Annotated in this window: 13 protein-coding genes; 3 read left to right on the forward strand and 10 right to left on the reverse strand. The window is 66.4% G+C overall.

All coding sequences use genetic code 11. From position 1 onward, the window contains the following. Window positions 1-270 precede the first annotated feature (270 nt). From YU1_RS32540 to YU1_RS0104745, 9 genes are all read right to left on the reverse strand, one after another. Window positions 271-2,142 carry an AIPR family protein gene (locus YU1_RS32540; protein WP_084539663.1) on the reverse strand — a complete coding sequence of 624 codons (1,872 nt, stop codon included), beginning with the start codon at window positions 2,140-2,142 and terminating at the stop codon, window positions 271-273. Between the two features lie 427 nt (window positions 2,143-2,569). Further along, window positions 2,570-4,123: a hydantoinase/oxoprolinase N-terminal domain-containing protein gene (locus tag YU1_RS0104710; protein WP_029003075.1), complete on the reverse strand. Its 1,554-nt coding sequence runs from the start codon at window positions 4,121-4,123 to the stop codon at window positions 2,570-2,572. 2 nt (window positions 4,124-4,125) lie between these two features. Beyond that, a complete protein-coding gene (locus YU1_RS0104715; protein WP_035713866.1) occupies window positions 4,126-5,247 on the reverse strand; it encodes an S-methyl thiohydantoin desulfurase family protein in 1,122 nt (373 codons plus the stop codon). Continuing rightward, window positions 5,244-5,918, reverse strand: a complete 675-nt coding sequence (locus YU1_RS0104720) for an AroM family protein (RefSeq protein ID WP_029003077.1) — start codon at window positions 5,916-5,918, stop codon at window positions 5,244-5,246. Before YU1_RS0104720 ends, YU1_RS0104715 begins: the two co-directional genes overlap by 4 nt. 6 nt (window positions 5,919-5,924) lie before the next feature. Continuing rightward, complete coding sequence (locus YU1_RS0104725) at window positions 5,925-6,992, reverse strand: ABC transporter ATP-binding protein (RefSeq protein WP_029003078.1); 1,068 nt, start codon at window positions 6,990-6,992, stop codon at window positions 5,925-5,927. Further along, a complete protein-coding gene (locus YU1_RS0104730; RefSeq protein WP_029003079.1) occupies window positions 6,989-8,050 on the reverse strand; it encodes an extracellular solute-binding protein in 1,062 nt (353 codons plus the stop codon). The genes YU1_RS0104725 and YU1_RS0104730 overlap by 4 nt, the downstream gene beginning before the upstream one ends. A gap of 43 nt (window positions 8,051-8,093) precedes the next feature. Further along, window positions 8,094-8,891 (reverse strand): ABC transporter permease, encoded by a 798-nt coding sequence (locus YU1_RS28020; RefSeq protein ID WP_051356496.1) that lies wholly within the window; start codon window positions 8,889-8,891, stop codon window positions 8,094-8,096. A gap of 8 nt (window positions 8,892-8,899) precedes the next feature. Further along, a complete protein-coding gene (locus YU1_RS0104740) occupies window positions 8,900-9,760 on the reverse strand; it encodes an ABC transporter permease (RefSeq protein ID WP_029003080.1) in 861 nt (286 codons plus the stop codon). Then, complete coding sequence (locus YU1_RS0104745) at window positions 9,757-10,530, reverse strand: IclR family transcriptional regulator (protein ID WP_029003081.1); 774 nt, start codon at window positions 10,528-10,530, stop codon at window positions 9,757-9,759. Before YU1_RS0104745 ends, YU1_RS0104740 begins: the two co-directional genes overlap by 4 nt. A 629-nt stretch (window positions 10,531-11,159) precedes the next feature. Between YU1_RS0104745 and YU1_RS28025 the strand changes: the two genes are divergently transcribed. Then, a complete protein-coding gene (locus tag YU1_RS28025; protein ID WP_051356497.1) occupies window positions 11,160-12,479 on the forward strand; it encodes an MFS transporter in 1,320 nt (439 codons plus the stop codon). A gap of 91 nt (window positions 12,480-12,570) precedes the next feature. On the opposite strand, the gene fabG is transcribed toward YU1_RS28025, so the two are convergent. Beyond that, a complete protein-coding gene (fabG, locus tag YU1_RS0104755; RefSeq protein ID WP_029003082.1) occupies window positions 12,571-13,353 on the reverse strand; it encodes a 3-oxoacyl-ACP reductase FabG in 783 nt (260 codons plus the stop codon). 268 nt (window positions 13,354-13,621) lie between these two features. Between fabG and YU1_RS0104760 the strand changes: the two genes are divergently transcribed. Together YU1_RS0104760 and YU1_RS0104765 are read left to right on the forward strand one after the other, a co-directional pair. Then, on the forward strand, window positions 13,622-14,779 hold the full coding sequence (locus tag YU1_RS0104760) for an ABC transporter substrate-binding protein (RefSeq protein ID WP_198018830.1): 1,158 nt from the start codon (window positions 13,622-13,624) through the stop codon (window positions 14,777-14,779). A 336-nt stretch (window positions 14,780-15,115) separates the two neighbouring features. Continuing rightward, complete coding sequence (locus YU1_RS0104765; RefSeq protein WP_029003084.1) at window positions 15,116-16,204, forward strand: ABC transporter ATP-binding protein; 1,089 nt, start codon at window positions 15,116-15,118, stop codon at window positions 16,202-16,204. Window positions 16,205-16,207: the final 3 nt, after the last annotated feature.

The following is a 16,207-nucleotide window of genomic DNA, read 5'->3' on the forward strand; positions in this document are numbered from 1 at the left end:
TAATGACGATGCGACCCTCACCTTTCGGCATGGCCGGGAGACGCCCTGAAATGACGGGGATGCGCCGAGTGACACGGCCGGGCGCGGCGCCGAAAATGGATGTGCAGATTGTCGGTTTAGGCTGGATTGCTGAACTTCATCGGGCACCGACCAGAGGTCTGGATCCTGCCCATGGCGGTCACCACCTGGTGACGCCAGCGTGCTAACAAGCGCACACTCAGCACAGAGCCCCATTGCCGGCGGATCGCTAAGCGGGCCAGAGCCGTTCGTCTAATGACTGACGGAGGAGCAGACTGCTGCGGCAAGTACCTTGTTTACGTCGTCCAAATAGTCTCCCCTGCGAAAATCTTTTTTTGCAAGGGAAATCTGAGTTCGGAGATTCGGCGAGAATTCGTCGGTTTTCCCGAGTTTTTCAGATTTTAGAAACGCATTGAGATCATTTGTTTTTCTATATTCCGGTTCCAGATAAATTGTATCGTCACCTCCCGAAATAAGATAGTCATCAATCACGCCGACCGCCACATTGCCGAAATGCCCAAGCAAATCTGCGCGTGCGAGAGCTTGTACAGCTTTGACTAGATCAACCTTTTCGCTATTTTTTCCCAGTTGGATCAGGCTGTCTTTCACTAGGCCAACCGCCACCATCATGAACAGGTAGCGGGTTTGCCCCCGTGAGGGCTTCGTCGCGCCCCGGCCGAAGCCATAGCGACCCGCGAGCAACTGGAGTTGGTACGCGGCGAAAAGCGAATCGGTCCCAAAGCCAGCCTCGTTGACAATTTTGTTGAAGAGCGATCCGCCCGGGGCAAACGGCGGATTTTTCCCGAAGGCGATGCCCGGCTCAACCAACCAACCTGCGGCATAAGCCTTGAGAAGATCGAAAGCGTTGGCAGACTCTGTGTACTGCGGCACCGCCAATGGGTTTTGCTTCTGGTAGGCTCGCCGTGCTTCCCATGCGCCACGCTGGATCTCCAAAAATACGCCAAACTCCTTATTGAAGGCTGGTGCCCAGGCTCGGAAATCCGCTTCGAGGGCGATGAAATCTTTCTCTCCAACTGCATTTTGCGAATTTGTGTAACGGGTTGTCTCCGTCAGAAGTTCGTCGCCGCCAGGGCCAACCAAAACAATCTTAGTGACAACGACCCCCTGTTTGAGCCGTTCTTCCCACTCCTTTTGCCTTTCGGTCGGGGCTGATCCTCCTGCGTTTAGTTTTCTTTGCAAGACAGACCATATTGATCGAGTTGTCTGGCAACCGTTGACAATGTACGGGTTAGTCAAGGTTAACGTGCCGACACTATCACGAGATAGGTGTTCGGCGACAATGGTGATCCCGTTATTGTATAGACCAAACCGCTCCGGTGTGGTCTCTATTGTGTTCTCGATGCCTTTGTTTACCTTGCGTTTACCGCCAAGAAATTTTCTAACATTTTTTTCATACAGCATGTCTAAGTCGCCAGACTTATTTTTATATTCATTCATAAATTTGAATACGTCGGGTAATGTGGTTGCGCCGATGTGTAGGTCTTTTGTCGACGCGGTGACGGACGTTGTTAGAGTGACGGATATTTGCGGCCCAACGACTTGTTGCTCTTCGCATACCTTATTGAATATCGTCTCAATCGAAACGGCGTCAGTATCGAAGCATTCGCCGAATTTATCTCGACCAAGTATTCTCACATTCCTGAGATACTCAAGCTCCTCTTCAGTCAGTTTGCGGCTGGTCGCTACAACGTATTCAAGTTTATCACCGATTCCCTTGTTTGATAGAAAAGTTTTTAGCCGCTCGACAAGTTCTGTCGAGACGGACGACAACGATGCACGCCGCCCCTCAAGCGTCGCAAATAGCTTCTGAGCTTCCAGCGTGATCGTGTTTGGCCCACTGAGCGCGGTGCCGTACTTGCTCTGGATGAGAATCCACGTCGCCCCTTCAATCCCTTCTGCTGGATCAGCCTTGACGAACACAGCGGCATCGATGCCGCCATCTCCGGCACCGTCACAGAGAATTACTTCCGCCGTCGCTTCGTCGATCTCATGCCAGTCGCGTAGGATTTTTTGAGCAAAGCGATTGCCAAGCTGGGTCGTGCTGGGTCGGCCGGCCCGAACCTCTTCGAGCCACTGCGTCTCAAATTCTTCAAACGTGATCATAGCCCTACCCCACAGACGCACAGGCCGATTCCTTTAATTGGTTTAAATATACCGCATAGTGATGCGCCCGCGATATGGGAACTCGCTCTTGCTCCTCGGCCTTGAGCCATCTCCGAGCCTTCGGGGCTAATTGGGGAGGCGGTGCCCGTCTCAGTAGGTAGGGTGATCCCATCGGGGACCCGGCTTGAATATTGACCGTGCCTATGCGTTTGCTCACCGCATCCCGAATGCCCAAAAGCCGTAGGTCCGCAACGGATCGACATTCGCCATCGGCGCCCTCATCGCACGCAGATGTTCGGATCGGCACGGCCAGGACGGGGCGGTCCTGGTGAACACCCGCCCGTGCCTGACGAAATGCCTTGCGGACAAAAGGCCAGCGAGGCGGATGGGCCGGCGGTGCGGGCCGCCGGCCCATGGCGCGGGCGGCTCAGGCCGCGTCGCGCACGCCGGGGGTGGCGATGCCGCCCGCCACCCGTGCCCGCACGCGCAGGGCGTTGCCGGGCAGATAGGCGATCGGCATGTCTTCCACCTCCACGGTCTTCAGGCTGTCGCGCTCGGCGCCCGCCGCCACCGCCCGGTCGCGGGCGATGGCGAGCGCCGCCGCGATGGCGTCGTCGCGGGAAAGGTCGCGGAACACCTGGTCGGTCTCGCCGCTCACCTGGGCGATGGCCGCGCCCACCGCATTGGCGCAGTCGCCGTGCGGCACGCGGATGATGTCCGAGCAGCCGGCGAGCTTTTCCGGCACCAGGAAGGCGCCGCCGCCCACCGCCAGCAGCGGCGCGTCGCCGGCCTCGGTCTTCATGCGGTCCACATTGTCTTCGAGCTGGCGCCGGGCATCGTCCAGCGCCGACCTGATGAAATCGGCGGTCAGGTGCTGCACGCGGGCGCGGTCGCCGATGTCCAGCAGGCCCGCGGCCACGGCGATGTCGGTGGACGTCAGCTGCCGCCCGCCGAACACCAGCGCGTCCTGGGTCAGGCGATAGCCCACGGAGAGCGGGCCGATGCGGCCGGTGGACGGGTCCACATGGCTGCCGCCGCCGAGGCCGATGGACAGCAGGTCCGGCATGCGGAACAGGGTGCGCACGCCGCCCACCTCCACCACCGAATTCGCCTCGCGCGGAAAGCCGTTGCGAAGCTGGCCGATGTCGGAGGTGGTGCCGCCCACGTCCACCACCATGGCGTCTTCCAGGCCCGACAGATGGGCCGCGCCGCGCATGGAATTGGTGGCGCCGGAGGCGAAGCTCATCACCGGGAACTGGGTGGCGACTTCCGCCTGCATCACCGTGCCGTCGTTCTGGGTGAGGTAGAGCGGGGCGTCGATGCCGCTGTCGGCGATGGCCTTGCGGAAGGCCGAGACGGTGGTGGCGGCGAGGTCGCGCAGCGCCGCGTTGAGCAGCGCCGCATTCTCCCGCTCCAGCAGGCCGATGCGGCCGAGGTCGTGGGAGAGGGTGACGGCCACCTCCGGGCATTCCTCCTGGAGGATGGCGCGGGCCTGCTCCTCGCCGCTGGGATCGAGCGGGGAGAAGATGGCGGAGATGGCGACCGAGCTTATGCCCGCGTCCCTGATGCGCCGGGCGGCGGCGCGCACGCCGGCGGTGTCCAGCGGCATGAAGGGCCGGCCGTCATAATCATGCCCGCCTTCGAGCATGAACACCTCGCCCTTGACCAGCGCGCCGAGATCGGCCGGCCAGTCGCAGAACGGCGGCAAAGCGGCGCTGGCCGGCATGCCGAGGCGGATGGCGGCGACCTTCTGCAAATGGCGGCGCTGCACCACCGCATTGATGAAATGGGTGGTGCCGATCACCACCGCATCCACGGTGCCGCGCGTGGCCGGGTGCTGGCGCAGCGCGGCGAGGGCATCGAGGATGCCCGTGGTCACGTCCTGCGTGGTGGCGCGCTTCACCGAATGGATGACGGTGGTGCCGTCGAGCAGCACGGCGTCCGTATTGGTGCCGCCGACGTCGATGCCGATGCGTCGCATGGTCAGGCTCCTTGTCCGACGGACGGCTGGAAGAGGGAGTGGAAGTCGAGGTCGTAGCCGAAGGCGCGCGGGCCCACATGCTCCAGGCCCCTGGGGCTGGTGAGCACGGCGGGGGCGGGCAGGGCGATGACGGTGACGCGCTGGCCGTAGCGCACCGTCTCGGTGCCGACCCCGTTGCCGGAGACGCTGTCGAGCACGCAGATCAGGTCCGGCGAGGTGGCGATCGCCTTGCCGTCGCGCCAGGCGACGATCCATTCGTTCTGGAACGAGAGTTCGAGGCGGCTGCCGCGATCATGCTCCAGCCCCTCCACCGTGGCGCTGCCGCGCAGGAAGCCCTCGGTGGCGCGCCGCGCCACGTCCACCACCTTGCCGGTGAACAGCCTGAGGCCGCCCTCGGAGGCGAGGATCGCCTCCACCGGGTCCTCGTGGCGGCGGTTGGCCTCCATCACCACGCGGCCGATGCGGATGGCGGCGGTGGTGGTGAAATGGATGCCCCAGTCCTTCACCTCGCGGCCGGTGCGCGGCGCCTTGGAGGTGGAGGCGATGGAGCCCATCTCGACGCAGACCTTGCGGCTCGCCCGCTCCATCCACTTCCAGCTCGGCACCTTGGTGACCACCGCCTCGATGCCGCGCGGGTCATAGAGCGTGCAGGGATAGGGCTTGAGGCCGCCGATGGCGACCGAGGTCATCTGCGCCTCCGGGAAGGCGCGGCCCATGCAGTCGGCGTCCACCACGGGAATGCCCAACTCGGCGGCGGCCATGAGGGCCTGCACGCCGTTGCCGCCGCCGATCTCCACCGACATCACGGCGCGAAATTTGATGCCGTTGATCTCCTCCTGCATGCGCACGGCGCGGGCGGTGTTGCGGCTGTCGGCGAGGCGCTCCTGGCCGACCAGCGGCGCTCCCATGTTGGACACCACGGCCACCCAGTCGTCGTCCTCAAGCTCCAGCGGCGAGAGCAACTGCACCCGGCGGCCGTCGGCATAGAGGCGGCGCATGTTGAGCAGGCCGAGATAGGGGCTGCCGCCGCCGCCGGTGCCGAGCACCCAGGCGCCGATGGCCAGCGCCTCGATCTCCTCGGCGGTGATCTCGCGCAAGGACGGCGCGCTCGTATCGGTGCTCATGACAGCATCTCCTCCACCATGCGGGCGGCGGTGGCGACGCCGAGCACGACCGGCCCCTTGAAGCTCCGGCGCACGCGGGCCTTGTTGGCGCTGGAATAGCTCATGCAGTCCATCACCACGAGGTCCGGCTTCAGCGCCGCCATCTCTGTCGCGGCCGCATCCACCGCGGCATCGTCGGAGCCGGGCTGGAGGGTGACGCCCACCACCTCGACGCCGGCGCGCTCCCACTTCTTGTGGATCAGCGCGCTCTGCTCGGCGAGCGGCGAGAACACGCCGAGCCGGCCCTGCGGCAGCACCGCCTCCACCAGCTTGTGCAGCACGGCGGAGGGGAAGATCACCTGGCCGGCCTGCGGCAGGTTGGGGAACTTGCCGGTGCAGGCCAGCAGCGTCACCGCCACGCCTTCCTCGGCGAAGCGCGCGATCTGCGCGGCGGCGCGGGCCTCCACCACTTTCTTGCTGATGCGTACGCCGTCGCCCGAGGGCAGCAAAGTGAACAGCGCGTCGGCGCCGTCCTGCGGGGGGATGGCGTCGATCTCGGCGCGGGTCATGCCGTCGAGGGCGCCGCGCAGGTCGATCCGGAAGTCGGGCGAGACCACGGCGGCGATCTCCGCCGCGATGGTCGGCCGCGGGCTCTGGCCGATGACGACCACGCCCATGCGTTTGGTGTCCATAAGCGTTCAGTCCTTGAGGATGACGAGGTCGGCCGGCGCCCAGCTCAGCGAGACGGGCGCGCCGGCGGGCAGCGGCGCGCCGCTGCCGTCGTTGCGGCTCTGCACCAGCAGGTGCCGGTTGCCGGGCAAAGCGACGCGATAGAGCACGTGGCCGCCCTGGAAATTGGCGCTCTCCACCGTTCCGGGGGTGATGGCGTTGGCGTCGGTTCCGGCGGCGAGCCGCACCTTCTCCGGCCGCAGCGCCACCGAGACGAGGCCCGAGGCGGCGGGCGCCGCCGGCAGCGGCAGCACCAGCTCCGGGGAGACCTTCAGCGCCACGCCGGCGCCGGCCGGCACGATCTCGCCGCGGAACAGGTTGGTGTCGCCGATGAAGTCGGCCACGAAACGGGTGGCCGGGCGGTCGTAGATCTCCACCGGCGTGCCCACCTGCTCCACCTTGCCGCCGTTCAGCACGGCGATGCGGTCGGACATGGCCAGCGCCTCCTCCTGGTCGTGGGTCACGAACACCAGGGTGACGCCGAGCGTCTTCTGCAGCTGCTTCAGCTCGAACTGCATGGACTGGCGCAGCTTCTTGTCGAGCGCACCGAGCGGCTCGTCGCACAGCAGCACGCGCGGCTGGATGACGATGGCGCGGGCCAGCGCCACGCGCTGCTGCTGCCCGCCGGACAATTGGCCCGGCCGGCGGTCCTCGAAGCCGGTGAGCGCCACCATGGCCAGCGCCTCGTCCACCTTCCGGGCGATGGCGGCGCGGGCCATGCCGCGCATGCGCAGGCCGAAGGCCACGTTCTCGCGCACCGTGCGGTGGGGGAACAGGGCGTAGTTCTGGAACACCATGCCCATGTCGCGCTTGTGCGCGGGCACGCGGGTGATGTCCGCCCCGCCGACGCGGATGACGCCGTCGGTCGGCGTCTCGAAGCCGGCGATCATCCGCAGCGTGGTGGTCTTGCCGCAGCCGGAGGGCCCGAGCAGGGAGAAGAACTCCCCCGGCTCGATAGTCATGTCGATGGCATCGACGGCGCGGGCGCCGCCGTCATAGCTCTTCGACACGGCGGAAAGTTCGATGCGCGCGCTCATCCGCGGAAGATCCGGTTCACGCGGCTGTCGATGGCGTCCTTGTGGGCGTTGTACCACTTCCAGTCCACCTGGATCAGGCTCGACACCTTCTCCGGCGTGGTCAGCAGGCGCGAGGCATAGGGCTCGTCCAGCACCACCGTCTTGTTGGTCGGCGAATACCACACGCTCTGCGCCAGCTTCTTCTGCACCGGCAGGGAGAGCATGTAGTTCACATAGGCGTTGGCCAGTTCCTTCACCTTGCTGCCGGGGGTGATGGAGAGCACCTGCTCAAGGGCCAGCACGCCTTCCTTCGGCGCCACGAAGGTGGTGGGCGGCTTGTCGTCATAATAGCGGTAGACGCCGCTGTCATGGATGACGCAGATGCCCACCTCGCTGGACAGCAGCATCTTCTCCATGGCGCCCGTGAAATCCACCAGCTTGATGGGCTTGATCTTCTCCAGCGCGCCATAGGCGGCGTCGAGATCGGTATAGCCCTTGCCGTAGAGCGCGCCGCACAGCGTCAGGAAGGCCTGGCCGAGGCTGTTGACCGGGATGACGTAGCCGCCGCGCGCGCCGGAATAGCGCGCGTCCCAGAAGTCCTTCCAGGAGGTGACGGCCGGATAGTCCTTGTCGGTGCGCATGCCGAGGCCGATGGCGCTGGTGAAGATCGACACGCCGACGATCTTGTCGCTGACCGCATAGGGATAGACGTCGGCGAGGTTCGGCACCTGCTTGGCGTCGATCTTGGGCTCCACCAGGCCCATCTCCACCGCCGCCCACTGCTCGTTGGAATTGGTGTGCAGCACGTCGTAGATCGGCGCCGAGCGCGGGCTGGCCTGGAGCTTGGGCAGGAAGGGCAAGGCGGTGTCCGTCACCACCTTGCACTTGTATTCCTTCTCGAAGGCGGGGATCAGGTCGCTCGACATGATCTGCCCCCACTTTCCGCCCCAGCCGGTGATGCGCAGCGTGGCGGCCTCCTGGGCGCGCGACACGTGCGGGGCGGCGAGCGCGCCCACGCCGAGCGCCGCGCCGGCGGCGAGGAGTTGGCGGCGGTTCAAGGACGTCTGGTGGTCACTCATGACGGCAGGTTCCCCGGTTTGGAAGGATGGGACGGCTTGTTGTTCAGAGCTTCACGTAAGACCTGAGGCCCACCGTGCGGTCGAGGCCGATGACCACCAGCGCGGCGAGCAGGATGGAGACCACGGAGGCGGCGCCGATGGTGCCGTCGAGGTCGTATTTCAGATAGTTGAACAGGGTGATCGGCAGCGTCTCCTGGCCCGGCGAAACCAGGAACAGCGAGACCGGGAACTGGTCGAACGAGACGATGAAGGCGAAGATGCCGCCGGCGATGACGCCCGGCTTGATCAGCGGCAGGGTGATCTCGAAGAAGGTGCGCTGCGGGCTGGCGCCGAGGTTCCGCGCCGCCTCCTCCAGCCGCAGGTCGAAATTGTGCAGCACCGCCAGCGTGGTGCGCACCACATAGGGCACCGTGACCAGGCAGTGGCCCACCACCAGGCCCCACAGCGGGCGGCCCACGTCCATCAGCACATAGGTCTGGAACAAAGCGAGGCCGGTGAGGATGGCCGGCAGCATGAGCGGGGAGAGCATGATGGCGGTGATGGCGCGCGAGCCGGGCACGTTGCCCCGGGCGATGCCGAGCGCGGCGCTGGCGCCCAGCACGGTGGCCGCCACCGTGGTGAGGGCCGCCACTTCCAGGCTGAGCAGCAGCGCCGACATGAACTGGCTGGAGGCGAAGAACTTGTCGAACCACTTCAGCGACACGCCCACGGGCGGGAATTCGATATAGGGCGTGGGGTTGAGCGCGAAGACGAAGATGATGGCGATGGGCAGCAGCAGGAAGATCAGCACCGCCCAGTTGGCGGCGAGATAGGCGAAGCGGCCGATCTTGATGGAGAGCATGGCCGGCCTCACTGGAGATCGCGCTGGCCGCTGAGGGCCGCGAGGATGTGGTTGTAGGCGACGACGAGCACCAGCGAGAGGGCGAGCAGGACCATGCCCAGCGCGGCGGCGAAGCCGATGTTGAAGTTGGCGGAAATCTGCTGGTAGATCAGGATCGGCAGGGTCATGATCTGGAACCCGCCCATCAGGATCGGCGTCACATAGGCGCTGATGGCCAGAGCGAAGACCAGCAGCGAGCCGGCGAGGATGCCGGGCACGCTGAGCGGCAGCGTCACCTCGACGAAGGCGCGGATCGGGCTGGCGCCGAGATTCTGCGCCGCCTGCTCCAGCCGCTCGTCGATGCGGCCGATGACGCCGGTCAGTGTCAGGATCATGAACGGCAAATAGATGTGCACGAGGCCGAGCACGATGCCGAACTCGTTGTACATGAGCTGCATGGGGGCGAAGCCGAGGCCCTGGAGCAATTGGTTGACCACGCCCTTGTCGGACAGGAGCGCCATCCAGGCGAAGGTGCGCACCACGATGCCGGTGAGCATGGGCATCAGCACCGCCATCAGCAGCAGCGCGTGCAGCGAGCGGCTCTTCACCCGCGCCATGAGGTGGGCGAGGGGATAGCCGAGGAGGAGCGTGATGGCGGTGGTCCACAGGCCGATGCGCACCGTGGTCCACATCACCTCGAAATAGAACGGGTCCTCCAGGATGCGCTCGTAATGGCGCGTGGTGGCGACCACGTTGGGCATCACCACCGGATTGCCGGTGAGGAAGCTCATCACCGCCATCAGGCCGATGGGCAGGAAGAAGAACAAAGCGAAGAACAGCGCGCTGGGCAGCAGCGCGAGGCCCATGAGATTGGGAACGGCGCGGCTCATCGCGCGGCCTCGCGGCTCTGGCCCCACACGGCATCGCCGATGACGCTGCCCACGGCGCGGGCCATGGCTTCGAGCTCGCGCGCCACATGGGCGCGCTCCTCGGGCGGCGTCGCCTGGCTGGAATAGGACACGGCCACGCCGATCATCTCCCCGGTCTCACGGTTGCACAGCGCGAAGCCCTGGGAGGCGACGCCTTCGATGGCCTCGTTGTCGGAGGCGGACTGGCCGGTGCGCCGGATCTCGGCGACGCGGCCCAGCAGCTCGGCCGGCGAGTGCGGGGAATTGCGCGGCAGGACGGGGAAGGGCACCGGCAGGCGGGCCAGGATCTCCGTGTCCGACAGGCGCGCCAGCATGGCCCGGCCGTTGGAGGTGGCGATGGCCGAGCCGCGTTGGCCGGCGGGGCTGACCACGCGCAGCGGGTTCGAGCCGGGCACCATGCGCAGCACCATCTGGTCGCAGCCATCCAGCACGGCGATGTAGCCGGTGTGGCCGGTGCGGGCGCAGACCTCCTTGAGGGCGGTCTCGGCGCGGCCGATCAGATCGTCATGGGCACGGTAGAGCCGCCCCAGCTCGAAGGTGAGCAGGCCGGGGCGGAACCTGCGGGTCACCTCGTCCTGCTCCAGCAGGCGCGCCTCGCGCAGGGCGCGGAGCATGCGCGAGGTGGAGCTCTTGGGCAGGCCCGTGGCCGCCATGATCTCGGCGAAGCTCAGCTCGGGCCGGGCCTCGGAGAAGCAGCGGAGGATATCGACGGCGGTGCCGAGGGCGCTCATGGGGGCCTATGGAGTCGCGGGGGGTCTCGATCCAGTCTGTTCCAAAATAAGGAACCATGTTCCAATTTTGGAACCGGATGTCCGCCTCGTCAACGTGAAATGCCGCGCTGCGGTGCATTTGCGCATCTGCTTAAGATTTGGGCTCGGCCCCTTCCGCAGGGGGATGTGGCGCCGCCGGTGCGACCGTGGCGGGCCACACGGGCGGGATGCCCCATGGCGGAACGCCCGCCTGGTCGTGGCTGAAGGGCGCGCGGTCGCCGGCGTCCGGCGGCCTGTAAGCAACAGCATTCCCATAGGTCATGCATGACTATCCATGGTGTGCGTTGCAGCGCAATTCCCATATCGTGAGATGTTATTCAGTCATGGATGAATGCAATGTCAGTCGCGTGGCGACCAATAGTGATGATTTTTGATACCACCATGTGGAACCGGACGTTTTATTTGCCGGTTTCTACACGTGGTGACTTGCGGCCGGAAAGAAGGGCGATACAGAATGCCGCTCGCCTTCCGGTGCCGGGCGCGCAAGCGGCGTCGGCCGGAGGGCGGATTTTCAAGACCAAGACGGCCCCGCAGCGCCCTTGACGGCGCATGGCTGCGCGAAGGCCGCCGGTTTCATCGGGAGGATATGAATGTCCGAGTTGAAGGCCTCGCCGCGCATCCGGCGCATCCAGCGCTCCGCGCTGATCCTGCTGGTCCTGGCCGGCACCATCAATTACGTGGACCGGGCGACGCTGGCCATCGGCGGCTCCACCATCCGTGGCGAGCTGGGCCTCTCCATCGCCGAGATGGGCCTGCTGCTCTCGGCCTTCCTGTGGGCCTATGCGTTCGCTCAATTGCCGGGCGGGGCGCTGATTGACCGCTTCGGCCCGCGCCGCCTGCTGGCGGGCGGGCTGCTGGTCTGGTCCGTGGCGCAGGCGGCGGGCGGCTTCGTCTCCAGCTTCTCGCAATTCGTCACCGCCCGGGTCTTCCTCGGCCTGGGCGAGGCGCCCATGTTCTCCTCCGGCGCCCGGGTGGTGAAGGACTGGTACGACGTGCGCAGCCGCGGCCTGCCCACCGGCATCTTCAACTGCACCTCGACGCTCGGCCCCTCCATCGCCCCGCCGCTGCTCACCGCTCTGATGCTGACCTTCGGCTGGCGCTGGATGTTCATCATCGTCGGCATCGCCGGCGTGATGGTGGCGGTCGCCTGGTTCGCGATCTATCGCGAACCGGAGGAGGTGGGCCTCACCGCCGAGGAGGAGCGCTACCTCACCGACGGCGGCGCGCGGCGGAAGGCCGAGCCCATCACGTTCGCGCAATGGCGCCACCTGTTCGCCTTCCGCGTCACCTGGGGGCTGGTGTTCGGCTTCTTCGGCATCGTCTATCTGCTGTGGCTGTTCCAGGCGTGGCTGCCCGGCTATCTGGAGATGCAGCGCGGCCTCAGCCTGCAGAAGACCGGCTGGCTCGCCGCCATCCCCTATCTGTTCGGCGTGGTGGGCAGCATCGGCACCGGCTATGTGGCCGACCGGCTGATGCGCGCCGGCCTCTCGCCCATCAACAGCCGGCGCTTTCCCGCCGTGGTGGCGCTGGTCCTGATGGGCACGTTCACCTATCTCGCCGCCATCGCGCCCTCCACCAATCTGGCGGTGGCCTGCATCGCCGTGGTGATGTTCGGCGCGGGGGCGTCGAGCGCCATGGGCTGGGCGCTGGTGAGCGTGTGCGCGCCGGAGAACAACACCGGCTCGCTGGGCTCGATCATGAATTTCGGCGGCTATATCGGCGGCGCGCTGGCGCCCACCGTCACCGGCTTCATCGTCCAGGCCACCGGCAGCTTCGTGCCGGCGCTGGTGGTGGGCGCGCTGATCGGGCTGGCCTCGGCGGCGGTCTATCTCCTCGTCCTGCCCAACCGGCCGATCACCGCCGACCAGGTGGCGGCGGGCGGCCGGGCGCTGCCGGTGGGCGCCGAATAGGATCGCGCCGGCCCGTTCGCGGGCCGGCCTCACCCCTGCCGGTCAGGGCAGCCGCCTTCGGTCCCCGTGGCCGGGGGCGGTTTTTCGTCTCTCAGGCCGGGCCGCCGAGGTCCTCCAGGGCGGCGAGGGATTCCGGCAGCACCTGCCCGCCGTCGATCACCAGCGACTGGCCGGTGATGTAGGCCGCCTCCTCCGAGGCGAAGAACAGGGCGGCATTGGCGATGTCCTCCGCCCCGCCGAGCCGGGCCATGGGGATGGAGGCCTCCATCTTGGCAAAATAGTCCGGCCCCAGGCCGTCCAGGCCCTCGGTCCTGATGTTGCCCGGCATCACCGCATTCATGGTGATGCCCCACGGCGCCAGCTCGATGGCGGCGGTGCGCACGAAGCCGAGCTGGCCGGCCTTGGAGGCGCCGTAATGCGCCCAGCCGGGATAGCCGGTGATCGGCCCGGTGATGGAGGAGGTCACCACGATCCGCCCCCAGCGCCGCGCCTTCATGGCCGGCAGCACGGCGGCGACGGAGAGGAAGGTGCCCTTCAGGTTGGTGTCCATGACGGTGTCGAAATCGTCGCCCGTCATCACGTCGAGCCGGGCGGCGGGGAAGATGCCGGCATTGGCGCACAGCACGTCGATCCGCCCGTAGCGCTCCAGCGCCGCGGCGGCGAACGCCTGGCAGGCGGCGGCGTCGCGCACGTCGGCGGCAAAGCCGGAGGCGGAAGGGCCGATCTCGGCGGCCACCCGCTCGGCCTCGGTGAGTGAGCGGGCGACCACCAGCACGTTCAGCCCGGCCTCGCCGAAGCGTTTCGCCAGCCCGCGGCCGATGCCCTTGCTGCCGCCGGTGATGATGGCCGTGCGCCCCGCGAGCGCTGTCAGCATGTGTCTCTCCGTCTTCAGGCGGGACGGGCGCCCCGCGCTGCGAGGGCGACGATGCAATGCGAAAAATATGTTGTAAAGCCCACGGAGCGGCGCTTAACATCCAACATAGTTCAACAAGAAGTCCCACGCTTCAGGCACGTCCTGGGCCGGCGGCGCAAGGCGCGTCCGGTTGCGGATGACCTGTGCCGGCGGAGCAGCGGGGCCGGGCTTGAACACGGGAACAGGCGCCATCGCGGCGCGGGCACATCCATTCCAGAGGGTCGGACCCATGAGCATTTCGAAGCCGGGCATTTCACGACGCTCCGTGCTGCAGGGCATGGCGGCGGGCCTCGCGGTGGCCGGCGGCCCGTTCGCCAGCTCCCGCGCCTTCGCGGCGCGCGAGAAGGAGCTGAACATCCTGTGCTGGGAGGGCTACAACTCCGCCCAGGTGCTGGACCCGTTCCGCAAGAAGACCGGCGCCACGGTGAAGGCGGAGAGCCTGACCAACGACCCCACCATGATCAACCGCCTGCGCGCCGGCGAGATCAATGTGTGGGACCTGATCAACGTCAACAATCCCTGGGCGCGCAAGGTGATGGCGCCGGAGAAGCTGATCAAGCCGCTGCCCATCGCCGAATTCGAGCCGTTCTTCGCCAAGATGCTGCCCATGTTCAAATGGCCCTACAAATGGGCCATGAGCGACGACGGCAAGGAATTGCTCGGCTCCTGCCAGCGCTTCGGGCCCTATTCCTTCGTGGTGAACACCAAGAAGATCAGCCGCAAGACCGCCGAGGAGACCGGCTGGGACCTGTTCAACGACCCCAAGCTCGCCGGGAAATACGGCATCCTGGAGAGCGACGACTGGAATGTGTTCAACATCTTCCTGGTCGCCGGCATCGACCCGTTCAAGACCCACACGCCGGAGGAGATGGCGAAGTTCGAGGAGACCGCCAAGCGGGTGTTCAAGGGCGCCAAGCTGATCGGCGACATCGCCGCCATGAACCAGGCCCTGGTGTCCGGCGAGATCGACCTGCACCTCACCGGCGGCACCTATTCGGTCTCGCCCGCCCGCGCCGACGGCTATCCGGAACTGCGCGGCATCACCCCGCTGAAGGGCCCCATGGCCGGCGGCAAGGGCGGCATCTCCTGGATCGAGGTCACCTCCACGGTGAACAACCCCAACCTCTCGCCGCTGGCCATCGAGTTTCTGAAATACGTGCAGGCGCCGGAGGTGGCGCACACGGTGGCCTTCGCCGAGGGCACCTTCAACCCGGTGGCCCAGATGGGCAATCCGGACTGCTTCAAGCTGTTCACGCCCAAGGAGCTGGAGGCGATCCAGTGGGACAGCCTGGACGAGGAGATGGCGCGCTCGGTGGAGTACGACATCGTGCCGGACTACGACAAGGCACTCGACGTGATGAACGCCGCCAAGCGCGTGCGCGGGTAGGGGCGCGGGGTGGGGGAAGGGCCGGCGCGCTCTGCCCCGGCCGCGTCACCCCCCACCCCAGCCCTCCCCCGCAAGGGGGGAGGGGGCCGGTCGCGCGGGGTGATGATCGGGCGCTGAACAGCCTGACGATGCGAGCCGGAATGTCGGTTCGTGCATCCTCGCCGATGTCACCCTCCCCCTTTGCGGGGGAGGGCAGGGAGGGGGTGAAACGCCCTCCGCTATGGGCCGGCGTGGATCGAGGCGCCGGCCGCCGCAAGCCTTGCCGCCATGTCGTTCCGCTCGATCATTCTTCCCGCTCGATCACGCAAGCCGCATCACGCCAGCCCAGGACCCTTCATGCCGACCACCGACAAGCCGAACCTGCCGATCCTCCAGCTCGTGGGCGTGCGCAAGACCTTCGGCGATTTCGTCGCGGTGGAGACGCTCGATCTCGACGTAATGGAGGGCGAGTTCCTCACCATCGTCGGCCCCTCCGGCTCGGGCAAGACCACTCTGCTGCGCATGCTGGCGGGCATGGAGGCGCCGAGCGCGGGCGACATCAGCCTGCGCGGCGTGCGCATCAACGAGATGCCGCCGGAAAAGCGGCCCACCTGCATGGTGTTCCAGTCCCTGGCGCTGTTTCCGCACAAGAGCGTGGGCGAGAATATCGAGTTCCCGCTCAAGATGCGCGGCGTGCCGGCCAAGGCCCGCAAGGCCCGTGCGCTGGAGCTGATGGGCGTCGTCCGCCTGCCGGAGAGCTATTACGCCAAGAACGTCATGAAATGCTCCGGCGGCGAGCGCCAGCGCGTCGCGCTCGCCCGGGCGCTGGCCTATGACCCGGACGTGCTGTTCTTCGACGAGCCGCTTTCGGCCATCGACTACAAGCTCAAGAAGGTGCTGGAGAAGGAGCTGAAGGACCTGCACCGGGAGACCGGCAAGACCTTCGTCTACATCACCCATTCGCTGGAGGAGGCGATGGTGATGTCCGACCGCATCGGCGTCATGCGCTCCGGCCGCCTGGTCCAGGTGGGCACGCCGGAGGAGATCTATGCCAAGCCGGTGGATCGCTTCGTGTCCGAATTCATGGGCGAGGTGAACGTCATCGCCGTGGAGCGGGCGGCCGGCGTCGAGGATTGGACCGGGGTGGACGTGCCCGGCCGCTTCACCCTCGCCCCATGCCAGGAGATCGCCGATGCCGCCACGGCCTATGTGGTGGTGCGGCCGGAATATCTGCGCGTGCTGGGGGAGGGGGCGGGCGCCGACAATGCGCTGGAAGGCGTCATCTACAATGAATATGCGCTGGGCTCGCGCATCCAGTATCAGGTGCGGGTGGGCGAGAAGGTGATGCTGGTGGAACTCTCTCGCGCGCAGGCGCTCCATGCCGCGCCGGGCCAGCGCGTGCGGCTCGGCTGGGATGCGCGCGACGCCATCGCGGTGCGGAACTGAGCC

Origin of the sequence: Azorhizobium doebereinerae UFLA1-100 (assembly GCF_000473085.1) — a bacterium.
In the GTDB taxonomy this organism is placed as follows: Bacteria; Pseudomonadota; Alphaproteobacteria; order Rhizobiales; family Xanthobacteraceae; genus Azorhizobium; species Azorhizobium doebereinerae.